Here is a 13,742-nt window from a genome sequence, read left to right as displayed (position 1 = left end):
ATCGACGACGGCAGAGCGCCGCATTGATTCTTCGCGGCGGCGGCCTGCACGGCTTTGCGCACCTTGGCGCCCTGCGCGCTCCGGTGGAAGCAGGCATACAGCCCAACACCGCTGTCGGGAGCTGTGCGCGAGCGGTGTTGGGGCGACCTACGCCAGCGGCCTGTCGACCACCCAGATCTAAGCCATCGCCGGAGACCAAAAGCCGGCCTCGCTGATCGACTTCACATCCAGCACCAGCAGCGTCACGCGCGGCGACCGCATCGCGAGCTGGATCAACATGCTGACGGTGGGAGCTGCGATCGAAGCACGCCCGCGCCAATTCACCGTGGTCGCTACAAAGCTGAACGGCGGCGACGCGGTACTGCTCGCCGAGGGCTCGCCTGGCCGGGCGAGTCCTCGACTCGAAGACATAATTTTTGGTAGGCAACATCACGCCCCAGGACGTAGACGCTGAGCTTCAAGCTTTGGCCTCGTTACGCTCGCGACGCAATTCATCCAGGGTGCCGGACTGCCCGATAGCCAAGAGTTCCAGCTCCATGCCAAGCACGGCCAGGACCGCCAGAAGTTTGCGCGCACCAAACTCTGCCGCCCGCCCGCGCTCGAAGCGCGACAGCGTTTCAGCAGTGATGCCTACGTGGACAGCCACAGCTCCCTACTGTAGGCCCAGTGCCCGACGACGGGCAGCGACAGCTGCAACTAGCTCTTGAAGAGTCTGCAATTGATGTTTGCGTCAATTTATTGATGAGACAGGTGAAATTTGACGTAAAGATCAAATTTCACCAGTGCCCCAGTAGGAAACGATTTCCAACGTCAGAAATCCTCTATGGCTGCGTGATTGACTCCTCCCTACAGCTTCATCAGCCAGGCTGGCATCGACGGGGCCATCGCAACTATCTGGTTAATGCACGGGGATGAACCAAACCAAGGGTCTCGGGGCATGGCCCTGAGTGCATCCGGAAGGGAACAATTGCGCAGGGAGCCACAGAACTACACGGGCTTGTGGCAAAGCTTGTCGTCGATGTGGCGCGCTGCGAACCCGCCAAAAAGTCGGTCATCAAGCCGCCGTCTGAGGCAAGCTTCTAATCAGACTCCCAACCCCGCTGTCGCGGGCCAGGCGTTCGCAAACAAACAGTCTTTGCGCTACAAGGTGGACGGCAGCGCCGAGATGACCGACCGACCATTGGTGCGGGCTTGTGCGAGCCCGTTAATCAGCATGGTCCGGGAATCGTCGGCGACATTGGCGAGCGCAGCGATGCGCATCCCGTTTGTGAGATCGACGCCAACTTCGACGTTTCCCATGGCGCTGCCGTCACTCAACAATGTTGGAGCAAGCCATGCCAATTCGCAAGCGAGAAGATGAGGTGTGCCCCCATGCTTATAGGGTGGTAGGCCGTGCAGGACTTGAACCTGCGACCAAAGGATTATGAGTCCTCTGCTCTAACCAACTGAGCTAACGGCCCCCTGGGGAGTACCGGCCTTGCACCGGAAGCCGCGCATTGTATAGGCGCGGCTGCGGTCTCTGTCCGATATGCGCTCTACTTCTGCGACAGCGCGTTCGTCACCATCCGCGAGGTGATGTCGACGATCTGGATCATGCGGTCGTAGGCCATGCGGGTGGGGCCGATCACGCCGAGGGTGCCGACCACCTGGCCGTCGACCTCGTAGGGGGCGGAAACGATGGACAGTTCCTCGAAGGGCACAACCTGGCTCTCGCCGCCGATGTAGATGCGCACGCCCTCGGCGCGGCTGGAGACATCGAGCAGGCGCATCAACTGGGTCTTCTGCTCGAACACATCGAACAGGCGGCGCAGGCTGCCCATATCGTTGCTGAAGTCCTGCATCGTCAGAAGATTGCGCTCGCCGGAGATGACGACACGCTCCTCCTCATGCTCCAGCGCCTCAGTGCCGACCTGCACGGCCGCGCTCATCAGCCGGCCGATCTCGCCGCGCAGTGCGTCAACCTCGCTCTTGATGCGCTCGCGCACCGCCTCCAGACTCAGCCCGGCATAGTGGGCATTGAGCCGGTTGCTGGCCTCGGCGAGCTCAGGCTGGGTCAGGTCTTGAGCGGTGAAGATCACGCGGTTCTGCACATCGCCGTCGGGCGAGACCATGATGACCAGCACCCGGCGTTCGCCCAGACGCAGAAACTCGATGTGGTGGAACACGCTGGGCTTGCGCGGCGCGGTGACGACGCCAACGAAGCTGGACAGATTGGACAGCAGCTGGGCAGCGCTGGCGATCACGCGCTGTGGCTGATCGGGCTGCAGTTGCGAGGACTCGATGGGCCTCAGGTCGGCGCCGACGATGGAGGCGGGCTGGGCCGTCAGCATGGTGTCGACGAACAGCCGATAGCCACGCGCGGTCGGGATCCGGCCGGCGCTGGTGTGCGGGCTGGCGATCAGGCCCAGCTCCTCCAGGTCGGCCATCACATTGCGTATCGTCGCCGGACTCAGCTCCAGGCCAGAGGCCTTGGAAAGCGTGCGCGAACCGACGGGCTGTCCGTCCGCGATATAGCGTTCGACCAGGGTTTTCAGCAGTGATTTGGATCGCTCGTCGAGCATGGTTTTCATTGTACGGACTACCGCGCCCGAGTCAGCGGGTGTTCACATCGCTGTGGTGTAATTCTGCGCATGGCCAAGCGTTTTCAACATGTCGCGATCGTGGGCAAGCATCAGGCCCGGGGTATCCGCCCGGTGCTGGAGGAGATCGCCGACTTCGTGACCGGCCTGGGGCTGGAGGTCTCGCTGGAGCGCGACACCGCGCTGAACACCGGCATTACCGACTTCGAAGCCCTGTCCAACGAGGAGATGGGCGCACGCTGCGACTTGGCAATCGTCGTCGGCGGCGACGGCACGATGCTGGGCTTTGCCCGCGAGATGGCCCGCTACGGCACGCCGCTGGTGGGGATCAACCAGGGCAGGCTGGGCTTCATCACCGACATTTCGGTTGAGAAGTTCCGCGAGGCGCTGGCGCCGATACTCGCCGGCGACTTCGAGATGGAGCAGCGCGCGATGCTGGAAGGCGCAGTCTGGCGCGACGGCGAGGTGATCTTTTCGGGCCTTGCCCTCAATGATGTGGTGGTCAGCCGGGGTGCGACGGCCAGCATGGTGGAGATCAAGGTCGACGTGGGCGACGAGTTCGTTGCCAATATGCGGGCGGACGGCGTGATCGTCGCCTCGCCTACCGGATCGACCGCCTACTCGCTGTCCTCTGGCGGGCCGATCCTGCATCCCAGCATCGCGGGCTGGGTTCTGGTGCCGATTGCCTCGCATGCACTTTCGAACCGCCCCATCGTGCTGCCCGACACGGGCGAGGTGAGGCTGGAGATCGTGGCCGGCCGCGATGCCAGCGTCAATTTTGATATGCAAAGCCTGGCCAGCCTCCTGCACGGCGACCGCATCACGGTGCGCCGCTCGGCCCACAAGGTTTGCTTTTTGCATCCGCAAGGCTGGAGCTATTACGCGACCTTGCGCCGCAAGCTCCGCTGGTACGAGGGAGTGTCCTGATGCTTCGCCGACTGAGCTTGCGCGATTTCGTCATCGTACCGGAGCTGGAGCTTGATTTCGCCGATGGTTTCGCCGTGCTCACCGGCGAAACCGGCGCCGGCAAATCCATCCTGGTCGACGCCTTGCAGCTAGCACTGGGCAGCCGTGGTGACGCTGGCGTCGTGCGCGAAGGCGCGGCCCGGGCCGAGATCAGCGCCGAGTTCGACTGCCCGGTCCGACTGAACAGCTGGCTCGACGAGGCAGGCTTCGACACGGGCGACAGCCTGCTGCTGCGCCGCGTGATCGATGCCCAGGGCAAGAGCCGCGCATGGATCAATGGCAGCGCCGCCACTGTGGCCCAGTTGCGCGAGACGGCCGACAGCCTGCTCGACATTCATGGCCAGCATGCCTGGCAAGGGCTGACCCGCCCGGCTTCGGTGCGCGCGCTGCTGGACGCATTCGCCGGTCTCGACACCGCGCCGCTGGGCCAGGCCTACGCGCAATGGAAACAGCTCAGCGAACGGCTAGAAGCCGCGCAGACCCGCTCGGGCGAGTTGGGCCGCGAGCGCGAACGCCTGGCCTGGCAGATCGACGAAGTGGCCAAGCTCTCACCCGGCGCCAACGAGTGGGAGGAGCTCAACAGCGAGCATCAGCGCCTCTCGCACGCCGCCGCGCTGATCGAGGGCGCGCGGGCTGCGCTGGAGGCCATCGAAGGCAGCTCCGGCGAGGCTGAACAAAATGCCGAGAGCCTGACCGAGCAGGCGCTGGACAAGCTGCAGCAGGTGCTGGACTACGACAGCGCGCACCTGGCGCCAGCGGTCGAGGCGCTGCAGGGCGCGCAGGCCCAGCTGCGCGACGCGGCGCACACGCTGTCCACCTATCTGCACGGCGCCGATCTGGAGCCCGAGCGACTGCAGGAGCTGGACGAGCGCCTGTCGGCCTGGATGAGCTTGGCGCGGCGCTATCGCCGAGTGCCCGCCGAGCTGCCGGCCCTGCTGTCGCAGTGGCGGGCCGAGCTAGCGGCGCTGGATGAAGCCAGCGATCTCGCCGCGCTGGAGAAGACTCTGGCTGCAGCCCGCAACGCCTTTGAGCACGAGGCCAGGCGCATCAGCAAGGAACGCAGCAAGGCCGCGCCGCAGCTGGCCGCCGCAGTCACGCAGGCGATGCAGCAGTTGGGCATGGCGGGCGGCGCATTCGAGGTGGCCTTGCTGGCGCAGGAGCAGCCGCAAAGCTTCGGCCTTGAATCTGTGGAGTTCATGGTGGCCGGGCATGCCGGCAGCACACCGCGGCCGCTGGCCAAGGTGGCCTCGGGCGGCGAGCTCTCACGCATCGCCCTGGCGATCGCTGTGACAACCAGCCAGCTTGAGCAAGAAGGCGCGGGCACGCTGATCTTCGACGAGATCGATGCCGGTGTGGGCGGCGCGGTGGCCGAAACCGTAGGCCGGTTGATGAAGCAGCTGGGCCGCGAGCGCCAGGTGCTGGCCGTCACCCACCTGCCCCAGGTGGCAGCCTGCGCCGACCACCACTACCTGGTCTCTAAGGCCTTGCGCGCCGGCACCACTGCCAGCGAGGTGCAGGCGATTGCCGGCGAGACCCGAGTGCAGGAGATTGCCCGCATGCTGGGCGGCGAGCGACTATCCTCGGCCAGCCTGGCTCATGCGCAGGAAATGCTGACCCTGTCGGCGGCGGGGGCGCCGCGCGGCAACCAAGATGTGAAGAACAGGACGACGAAATCATGAGTGGCGCAGTTCCGCAAAGCGATGTGGTGCTTGTCACCGGCATGGCCGGTGGCGGCAAGTCGGTAGCCATGCATGCGCTGGAGGATGCGGGCTTCTTCTGCGTGGACAACTTGCCGCCCGAGCTGCTGACCCCCTTCCTGGCCGTCGAGAAACAGCGCGGCGAACGTCGGGTTGCAATTGCGGTCGATGTGCGCAGTGAGGGCTCGCTGCCGCATCTGCTTCCGCTGATCAAGCAACTGCGCGCCGAAGGCGTCGCGGTCCGCTCGATCTTTCTGGACGCCAATGACGAGACCCTGGTGCGGCGGTTTTCAGAGACCCGCCGGCCCCATCCGCTGCGCAGCGGGCAACGCGACGCGGGCAGCGATGGCGGGGATGCGCACCGAGCCCTGCTTGACGCGATCTCGCTGGAGCGCGAGCTGCTGGCCGCACTGCGCGTCGAGTCCACCGTGATCGACACCAGCCTCTTGCGCGCGGCCCAGCTGCGCGCCTGGGTGCGCGATCTGGTTTCGGTCAAGGGCGAGTCACTGACCCTGGTGTTCGAGTCCTTTGCCTTCAAGCACGGCGTACCCAGCGACGCCGATTTCGTCTTCGATGTGCGGGTACTGCCCAACCCCTATTACGACCGCGAGCTGCGCCCACTGACTGGTCGCGATGCGCCAGTGGCCGACTATCTGCAGGCCCAGCCCGAGGTCAATCTAATGCTGGGCCAGATCAGCGGTTTCCTGCGCCAGTGGCTGCCCAATTTCGCGGCAGACCAGCGCAGCTATCTGACCGTCGCTATCGGCTGCACAGGCGGCCAGCATCGCTCGGTCTATTTGGTTGAGACCCTGGCTAGGCAGTTCGCCAGCCACGGACATGTGCTCAAGCGCCACCGCGAGCTGGACGCCAAATAAGACTCAAACGGCTCTAGATTCCTCGTCGCGGGCCGACATCAGCACCAGGGCTACGACGGTGACGACCGGGAAGAGCAGCACCATGCCCATCATCCAGCCCAGCAGTGGCCGGCCGTCGCGCTTGAGCGCCAACGCCATATAAGTCCAGTGCGCGATCAGGCTGGCCGCCAGACCGAGGGCTAGCAAGGTCATCTTGGCGCCGTTGACCTCGTCTTCGGAGGTGCCGGCCGAGACCAGGAACCAGAGGCAGCAAGCAGCCACCAGCAGAGCGATCAGGGCGGATTCGACGGCGCTTTTAACCAGGGGCTTCATATTGCGTTCAGGATGGAATGCGGTGGCGCAGCATACGCCTAGAAGATCAGCTTTTTCAACGGTGCCGGCAGCGCATAGTCAGCCAGCTTCTCGCGCGCCACCCAGCGGCCCGCGCCGACGGCGGCAGCGCTGTCGAGAACGGCACGACGCGGATGCAGTACCCAGTCGAAATGTGTCAACGCATGCTCCACCCTGGGCATCACCTCCAGCTCGGCACCCACCAACTGGGCCTGGTTCAGCAACGCCTGCTCGTCATCAAACATCGGCAGCGTCCACAGGCCGGCCCACACTCCGGTATCGGGGCGCTGCTGCAGCAGGACCTGACCCTTGTGTTCCAGCCACAGCCACCAGTTCTCACGCCGGCCGCGCTTGAGCTTTTTGGTCTTGACCGGGTAGCGCGTCGGCTCGCCCTCGGCGCGGCCACGGCACAGCTCGCTGACTGGGCATAGCAGGCACTGCGGCGCACGCGCGGCGCACAGGCTGGCGCCCAGATCCATCAATCCCTGGGTGTAGGCGCCGATATCGGCTGCCGCAGTTGGCAGCACATCCGTCGCATGCCGCCACAGCAGCTTTTCCTGCGCGCTGCTGGCCATATCGCCGTCGAAGGCCAGCACCCGGCTCAGCACCCGTTTGACATTGCCGTCGAGAATCGCGACCCGCTCGGCGAAGCAGAAGGCCGCGATCGCCGCAGCGGTCGAGCGGCCGATGCCGGGCAGCTCCTGCAGTTGCGCCGCGCTGGGCGGAAACAGGCCCCCATGCTGCTGCGCAACGGCCACCGCGCAGCGATGCAGATTGCGAGCGCGGCTGTAGTAGCCCAGGCCGGCCCACATCGTCAGCACCTCGTCCAGACTGGCCGCGGCCAGATCGACAACGCTAGGAAAGCGTTCGAGAAAGCGCTGGTAATAGCCCAGCACCGTCGTCACCTGGGTCTGCTGCAACATGATCTCGGACAGCCAGACGCGGTAGGGGTCGCGGGTGTTCTGCCAGGGCAGGGCGTGGCGACCGTGCTGGCGCTGCCAGGCCACCAGCACAGCGGCAAAGTCGGCGGGCAGGACTATCTCTTTTGACATGTGGGACAGAAAAAGGTCGAACGTTGGCCCTGGACGATGCGGCGTATCGGCGTTTGACAGACCCGGCAGGACTCGCCCTCGCGGCCGTAGACCTGAGCCTGCATCTGGAAGCTGCCGGCCACGCCGTGGGCGTCCTTGAAGTCGCGCAAGGTCGTGCCGCCGGCCTCCACCGCCGCGCCGAGCACTTGGCGCACCGCGGCGGCCAAACGCGCGCAGCGCGGGCCGCTCAGGCGGCCGGCCTGGGCGCGCGGGTCGATCCCAGCCAGGAACAAGGCCTCGCAGGCGTAGATATTGCCAGCGCCGACGACGATGTCACCTGCCAGCAGTGCCTGCTTGATTGCGACACGACGCCCCGACAGGCCGACTTTCAGATGCGGCCCGTCAAAACGCGGGTCGAAGGGCTCCAGCCCGAGGCCGGCCAGCAGCTTGGCCGCCGGCCCCTGCTCCAATGACTCGGACCAGACCACGGCGCCAAAGCGCCGCGGGTCGTTCAGCCGCAGCAGCCCCTGGCTGGTGCGCAGATCGAAATGGTCGTGTGGCCCAGGCTCGGCCGGCCGCGTCTGGAAGGCCAGGGAGCCCGACATGCCCAGGTGCAGCAGCAAGCCGCCGCCGCTCGCGCCGCCGCCGTGCAGCGGCAGCCACAGGTATTTGCCGCGCCGCGTCACCGCGCCGACCTCGCGCCCCAGCATCACCTGCTCGGCCACGCCCAACGGCCAGCGCAGCGGCTTGCCCAGTCGCACACCTTGCACGCGCGCGCCGGCGATCGCATCGGCAAAGCTGCGGCGGGTGACTTCGACTTCGGGCAGTTCAGGCATGGCGCGGATGATAAGTGGCCTCTGGCATGGCCCTGGTCCGAGGGCGCACTTCTAGAATCAACAACAATCCAGCAATGTGGCGCTTGCATAGTGGGCGCAACACGAACGCTGTTCTCAGGAGCTGTCATGCCCAAGTTCTTCCCTCGCCCGACCGGCCCGGCCCGGCTGCTGGCGGCCTCCGGCCTTGTTGTGCTGGCTTTGCTAAGCCCGCTGGCCCAGGCCGGCACGGCTGCCAGCGCGCCCACGCCCAGCAACTCCGATATGGACGCGCCACTGTTCTACCAGTTGCTGGTCGGCGAGATGGAGCTGCGCTCGGGCCAGCCCGGCGTGGCCTTCCAGGTACTGCTCGATGCGGCGCGCCGGACCAGCGACGGCGAGCTCTACCGCCGCGTCATCAATATCGCGCTGCAGGCCCGCGCCGGCGACCAGGCCCTGATCGCGGCCCGGGCATGGCGCGAAGCCATCCCCGACTCGGTCGAGGCGCACCAGATGGTGATCCAGCTGCTGGTGGCACTGAACAAGCCGGAAGAAGTGGTGGCGCCGCTGCGCAACATGCTGGCGATCACGCCCGAGCCGCAACGCAACGTGGTGCTGGCCTCGATACCGCGCCTGTTTCAGCGAGCACCCGAACCCAAGCGGGTCTATGCCGCGCTGGCACCGGTGCTGGAAGCGGCGTCCGAGCAGCCGGCCACCCGCATGATGGCCTTGCTGGTGCAGGGCCGGCTGGCGCTGAGCGCCGAGCAGGCGGACAAGGCCCTGAGTCTGACCCAGACCGCGGCCAAGGACTTCCCCGAGGCCGATGAACCGCTGCTGCTGGCGTTGGATTTGTTGCCGAGCAGGTCCGAGGCCGAGAGCCTGATCACCGCCCGTCTGCAGGCCAAGCCCGACCACCACGATCTGCGCCTGGCCTACGGGCGCGCGCTGGCACGCGCCCAGCGCGCCGCCGACGCGGCCCGAGAGTTCCGCATCGTCACCCAGGCCAGGCCGGACGACAGCCAGCCCTGGTATGTGCTCGGAGCGCTGGAGCTGGACCTGCGTCACCCGGAAGCGGCCGAGAAAGCCCTGCAGGCCTTTTTGGAGCGGCTTGACGACAAGGACAGCAACAAGGACTCCCGCCAGCAGGCCTGGCTGTTGCTGGCCCAAGCCGCCGAGATGCGCGGCGACCTGAAGACGGCTGAGTCCTGGCTGGCCCGCATCGACAACCCGCAGCGCGCGCTGGAGGTCACTTATCGCCGCGCCTCGCTGATGGCACGCCAGGGCCAGTTGGCCAAGGGCCGCGCGCTGCTACAGGCCCTGCCGGGCGAACGCGACGAGGACGCTCGCGCCAAACTAATGGCTGAGTCCCAGTTGCTGCGCGATGCCCGCCAATGGGAGGCCGCTCACCAAGTACTGGCACAGGCCAATACCCGCTTCCCAGCCGATGCCGATCTGATCTACGAGCAGGCCATGATGTCCGAGAAGCTAGGCCGTATGGACGAGATGGAGTTGCTGCTGCGCCGGGTGATGGAAATCAAGCCCGAGCACTACCACGCCTACAACGCGCTCGGCTACTCGCTGGCCGAGCGCAACGAGCGCCTGCCCGAAGCCAAGACCCTCATCGCCAAGGCGCTGGAGTACGCACCCAGCGAGCCCTTCATCGTCGATAGCCTGGGCTGGGTCGAATACCGCATGGGCAATCACGCGGAGGCCCTGCGCCTGCTGCGTCAGGCCTACCAGTCGCGGCCCGATGCCGAGATTGCCGCCCACCTGGGCGAGGTGCTGTGGGTCAGCGGCCAGCAGGAAGAGGCCCGCAAGGTCTGGGGAGAAGGCGCCAAGCGTGACCCCAAGAACGAGGCCCTGCGCGAGACCCGCCAGCGCCTGAAGGCTGGCCGATGAGCCGACGCTGGGCCGGCCTGGCACTGGCGGTCTTGCTCAGTGCCTGCGCCGGTCTGAAGCCCCCGCCTGTTCACATCCCTACCGAAGGCGATCTGAGCCTCAGCGGCCGACTCTCGGTGCTGGTGGAAGGTGGCCAGGGCGGCAATGCCGCCTTCGAGCTGCTGGGCTCGCCGAGCGCCGGACAGTTGGAGCTCAGCACGCCGCTGGGCAGCCTGTTGGCGCGCGCGTTTTGGTCGCGCACCGAGGTGCGGCTGCAGACCCCCAAGGAAGAGCGCCTCTTCGATGATCTGGATGCGCTGAGCCGCGAACTGCTGGGCGAGGCGATTCCAGTGGCCGCGCTGTTCGATTGGCTGCGCGGCCGGCCCTGGCCCGGCGCGGTTAGCGAGACCCTGGCCAGCGGCGGCTTCTCGCAGCTCGGCTGGACGGTCGATCTGTCCCAGTTCGACAACGGACTGGTGCTGGCCAAGCGCCAAGCCGCGCCCGCCGTCACCCTGCGCGCCCGCCTGGAGCGCTGATTCCTTTTTGTCGCTATGCCCCTCGCTCTCTACGATGTGCCGGCCCCTGCCAAGCTGAACCTGTTCCTGCATGTGGTCGGCAAGCGACCCGACGGCTACCACCTGCTGCAGTCGATCTTTGCACTCGTCGACTGGGCCGACACGCTGCACTTCGAACGCCGCAGCGACGGCCAACTGGCCCGCCATGACGGCGCCGATGCAGCGGCCGCCCTACCCGCTGACGACCTCTGCCTGCGCGCCGCGCGCCTGCTGCAGACCGAGAGCGGCTGCGCATTCGGGGCCGACATCCATCTCGAGAAGCGCCTGCCCGCCGGCGCCGGCATGGGCGGCGGATCCTCAGATGCCGCCTCGACCCTGCTGGCACTGAACCGGCTCTGGGGCCTGAACTTGCCGCGCTCGCGTCTGCTGGCGCTGGGCCTGCGCCTGGGCGCCGATGTGCCCTTCTTCATCGGCGGACGCAGTGCTTTTGTCGAGGGCATCGGTGAGATCCTGCACCCGATCACCCTGCCGCCGCTGGGCTTTGCTGTGCTCAAACCGCCCACCGGCATCTCTACACAGCAAATATTTTCGAGCCCCCTCTTGGCAAGATCGAAATCCGTGGCTATAGTAGCGGGCTTTCCTGCACACAATAGCAGCGAAGACAAAAACAGAACATCGAGTGATTCACAGAGTGTTTTGTCGGCGTCGCAAGCGGCTGATGTGGTGAGGTTGGATGCAGAAGGTGTGGCGCTGCTGGCGAATGGTTTTGGTCGAAATGACCTGCAAAAACCGGCCGAGGCAAGCTGCGCAGAAGTAGTCCAGGCTCTGCAGCTGCTAGAGAAACGATTCGGCAATAGCCGGATGACGGGTTCGGGCAGCGCGGTGTTCGCGAGAGTGGATACGGCGGCAAGCGGGAAAGATGGTATGTCTGACCTACCTATCGACTGGGTTCCTCAGGGATGGGTTGCTAAGATGTGCCGCAGTTTGGACGTTCACCCGCTGTGCGGATGGGCTGAAGACTGAGCAAAGTTATAGGGTGCTGCAGCTCTGCAGTGTCCTGTGTAGGGGCGTCGCCAAGTTGGTTAAGGCATCGGATTTTGATTCCGACATGCGCAGGTTCGAATCCTTCCGCCCCTGCCAAATTTCTTTAGTTGTTCACCTCCGGGACCCGCTGGGCTGGCCACGGGGCCATTGATTCAAAGGATGGCCCGCTCGTGCTGCTCAATACCGTCCTCTTCACCGGTAACGCCAATCCGGTTCTCTCCCAGGAAATCGCCACCCATCTGGGCCTAGAGCTCGGACGCGCCGTGGTCGGTCGCTTTTCTGACGGCGAAGTCACCGTCGAGATCCAGCAAAACGTGCGTGCTCGCGACGTGTTCGTGATCCAGCCGACCTGTGCGCCGACCAACGAGAACCTGATGGAGCTGCTGATCATGGTCGATGCCCTGAAGCGCGCAAGCGCTCGCCGCATCACCGCCGTGATCCCTTACTACGGTTACGCCCGCCAGGACCGCCGCCCCCGCAGCACCCGTGTGCCGATCTCGGCCAAGGTGGTGGCCGATCTGCTGGAAACCGTCGGCGTCGAGCGCTTGCTCACGATGGACCTGCATGCCGACCAGATCCAGGGCTTCTTCGACATCCCGGTCGACAACATCTACGCCAGCCCGGTGCTGCTGTCGGACCTGAAGGCCCGCAACTATTCCAACCTGGTGGTGGTCAGCCCCGACGTCGGCGGCGTGGTGCGCGCCCGTGCGCTGGCCAAGCAGCTGGGTTGCGACCTGGCGATCATCGACAAGCGTCGCCCGGCCGCCAATGTCTCTGAAGTGATGCACGTGATCGGCGAGATCGACGGCCGCAACTGCGTGATCATGGACGACATGATTGACACCGCCGGCACCCTGGTGAAAGCCGCCGAGGTGCTGAAGGATCGCGGCGCCAAGAGCGTCTTTGCCTACTGCACCCACCCCATCCTGTCAGGTCCGGCGATCGAACGCATCTCGGGCTCGCAGCTCGATGAGGTCGTGATCAGCAACACTATTCCGCTCTCCGACGCTGCCAAGGCCTGCGGCAAGATCCGCCAGCTGTCGGTGGCCTTTCTGTTTGCCGAGACGATTCGCCGCATCTCGGACGGCGAGTCGGTCACGTCGCTGTTTAGCGAGCAGAACAACAATTTCTGATCGCCTGCCTTCGGGCAAGCGTCAAAGCCGCAGCCGCTACAGGCTGCATCACCGAGCAGCCTGGTCGCGGGCGCTCATCCATATTGGAGTACGTTATGAAATTCGTCGCTTTTGAGCGCACATTGCAGGGGACCGGAGCGAGCCGCCGCCTGCGCATTGCAGGCAAGGTGCCTGGCATCGTCTTCGGTGCCGGCGAGCCCGCAATGATCGAGCTGGATCACAATGCGCTGTTCCACGCCATGAAGAAGGAAGCCTTCCACAGCACCATCCTCGAGATGGAACTCAACGGCGCCGTTTCGCAAGTGCTGCTGCGTGACTACCAGATGCACCCGTACAAGCCGCAAGTGCTGCACGCTGACTTCCAGCGCGTGGACGGCACCACCAAGATCACCAAGAAGATCCCGCTGCACTTCATCGGCGAAGAGAACTCGGTGGCCGTGAAGACCGACAAGTGCACGGTCAACCACATCATCACCGAGCTGGCCATCACCTGCTTGGCCCAGCAACTGCCCGAGTTCATCGAAGTGGACCTGAGCGGCCTGACCCTGGGTCACTCGCTGCACGTCAATGACCTGAAGCTGCCCGCAGGCGTCAAGGTCGTGACCCACGGCAAGCCGAACCCCGCCGTGGCCACCGCCGTTGCACCGGTCGCCGAAGAGGTGATCGTGGCTGCTGCTGCCCCGGCCGACGACGGCAAGGGCAAGAAGAAGGGCAAGAAGTAAGCCCTGCGCTGCTTCTCTCTGAGTCTTGCAAAGGGCCCTTCGCAGTCCGTGTCAATACTCTGGCACTGACCAGAAGCCCTGAAGACAATGCCCTGCAACGCAAGTTGCAGGGCATTGTTCGTCATGGGCTATGTACAAGGACAGAGTCGAGACCAGGGCA

The 13,742-nt window shown here is 65.3% G+C and carries 14 protein-coding genes and 2 tRNA genes; 9 read left to right on the top strand and 7 right to left on the bottom strand.

Translation table 11 applies throughout. The features are described from left to right. Positions 1 to 457: 457 nt before the first annotated feature. From OOZ63_RS27755 to hrcA, 4 genes are all read right to left on the bottom strand, one after another. Positions 458 to 646: a hypothetical protein gene (locus OOZ63_RS27755; protein WP_266008967.1), complete on the bottom strand. Its 189-nt coding sequence runs from the start codon at positions 644 to 646 to the stop codon at positions 458 to 460. Positions 647 to 1,140: 494 nt separating this feature from the next. Then, on the bottom strand, positions 1,141 to 1,299 hold the full coding sequence (locus OOZ63_RS27750; RefSeq protein ID WP_266008965.1) for a hypothetical protein: 159 nt from the start codon (positions 1,297 to 1,299) through the stop codon (positions 1,141 to 1,143). An 84-nt stretch (positions 1,300 to 1,383) separates the two neighbouring features. Then, positions 1,384 to 1,460, bottom strand: a tRNA-Ile gene (locus tag OOZ63_RS27745). Positions 1,461 to 1,535: 75 nt separating this feature from the next. Beyond that, positions 1,536 to 2,561, bottom strand: a complete 1,026-nt coding sequence (gene hrcA / locus OOZ63_RS27740) for a heat-inducible transcriptional repressor HrcA (RefSeq protein WP_137943771.1) — start codon at positions 2,559 to 2,561, stop codon at positions 1,536 to 1,538. A 69-nt stretch (positions 2,562 to 2,630) separates the two neighbouring features. Here hrcA and OOZ63_RS27735 point away from each other — a divergent pair, with 69 nt between their 5' ends. From OOZ63_RS27735 to rapZ, 3 genes are read left to right on the top strand one after another with little or no spacing between them, the layout of a single operon-like run. Then, a complete protein-coding gene (locus OOZ63_RS27735; protein ID WP_266008961.1) occupies positions 2,631 to 3,506 on the top strand; it encodes an NAD kinase in 876 nt (291 codons plus the stop codon). Further along, entirely contained in the window at positions 3,506 to 5,224 is a 1,719-nt protein-coding gene (recN, locus tag OOZ63_RS27730; protein WP_266008960.1) for a DNA repair protein RecN, read from the top strand. The genes OOZ63_RS27735 and recN overlap by 1 nt, the downstream gene beginning before the upstream one ends. Further along, positions 5,221 to 6,117 (top strand): RNase adapter RapZ, encoded by an 897-nt coding sequence (rapZ, locus tag OOZ63_RS27725; RefSeq protein ID WP_266008959.1) that lies wholly within the window; start codon positions 5,221 to 5,223, stop codon positions 6,115 to 6,117. Before recN ends, rapZ begins: the two co-directional genes overlap by 4 nt. Before the next feature lie 3 nt (positions 6,118 to 6,120). Here rapZ and OOZ63_RS27720 read toward each other — a convergent pair whose 3' ends face one another. Genes OOZ63_RS27720 through mutM form a run of 3 tightly spaced genes read right to left on the bottom strand, consistent with a single transcriptional unit; the run spans position 6,121 to position 8,314 of the window. Next, a complete protein-coding gene (locus OOZ63_RS27720) occupies positions 6,121 to 6,429 on the bottom strand; it encodes a hypothetical protein (RefSeq protein ID WP_266008958.1) in 309 nt (102 codons plus the stop codon). Between the two features lie 38 nt (positions 6,430 to 6,467). Next, a complete protein-coding gene (mutY, locus tag OOZ63_RS27715) occupies positions 6,468 to 7,499 on the bottom strand; it encodes an A/G-specific adenine glycosylase (protein WP_266008956.1) in 1,032 nt (343 codons plus the stop codon). After that, the gene (gene mutM / locus OOZ63_RS27710; protein ID WP_266008954.1) at positions 7,484 to 8,314 is read right to left on the bottom strand and encodes a bifunctional DNA-formamidopyrimidine glycosylase/DNA-(apurinic or apyrimidinic site) lyase; all 831 of its coding nucleotides are present in this window, start codon (positions 8,312 to 8,314) and stop codon (positions 7,484 to 7,486) included. The genes mutY and mutM overlap by 16 nt, the downstream gene beginning before the upstream one ends. A gap of 126 nt (positions 8,315 to 8,440) precedes the next feature. Here mutM and OOZ63_RS27705 point away from each other — a divergent pair, with 126 nt between their 5' ends. The 6 genes from OOZ63_RS27705 (at position 8,441) to OOZ63_RS27680 (ending at position 13,582) form a co-directional block, all read left to right on the top strand. After that, complete coding sequence (locus OOZ63_RS27705; protein ID WP_266008952.1) at positions 8,441 to 10,189, top strand: tetratricopeptide repeat protein; 1,749 nt, start codon at positions 8,441 to 8,443, stop codon at positions 10,187 to 10,189. Continuing rightward, the gene (locus OOZ63_RS27700) at positions 10,186 to 10,704 is read left to right on the top strand and encodes an outer membrane lipoprotein LolB (protein ID WP_266008950.1); all 519 of its coding nucleotides are present in this window, start codon (positions 10,186 to 10,188) and stop codon (positions 10,702 to 10,704) included. Before OOZ63_RS27705 ends, OOZ63_RS27700 begins: the two co-directional genes overlap by 4 nt. Before the next feature lie 15 nt (positions 10,705 to 10,719). After that, the gene (gene ispE, locus OOZ63_RS27695; RefSeq protein WP_266008948.1) at positions 10,720 to 11,706 is read left to right on the top strand and encodes a 4-(cytidine 5'-diphospho)-2-C-methyl-D-erythritol kinase; all 987 of its coding nucleotides are present in this window, start codon (positions 10,720 to 10,722) and stop codon (positions 11,704 to 11,706) included. A 40-nt stretch (positions 11,707 to 11,746) separates the two neighbouring features. Then, positions 11,747 to 11,823: transfer RNA gene (locus OOZ63_RS27690), tRNA-Gln, on the top strand. A gap of 74 nt (positions 11,824 to 11,897) precedes the next feature. Beyond that, positions 11,898 to 12,860, top strand: coding sequence for a ribose-phosphate pyrophosphokinase (locus OOZ63_RS27685; RefSeq protein ID WP_137943751.1), 963 nt, complete (start codon positions 11,898 to 11,900; stop codon positions 12,858 to 12,860). Positions 12,861 to 12,955: 95 nt separating this feature from the next. Next, complete coding sequence (locus OOZ63_RS27680) at positions 12,956 to 13,582, top strand: 50S ribosomal protein L25/general stress protein Ctc (RefSeq protein WP_266008947.1); 627 nt, start codon at positions 12,956 to 12,958, stop codon at positions 13,580 to 13,582. Positions 13,583 to 13,742 lie beyond the last annotated feature (160 nt).

The organism is Paucibacter sp. PLA-PC-4 (genome assembly GCF_026241155.1).
GTDB lineage: Bacteria > Pseudomonadota > Gammaproteobacteria > Burkholderiales > Burkholderiaceae_C > Roseateles_E.
This window is presented reverse-complemented; position numbering and strand designations above follow the sequence as displayed.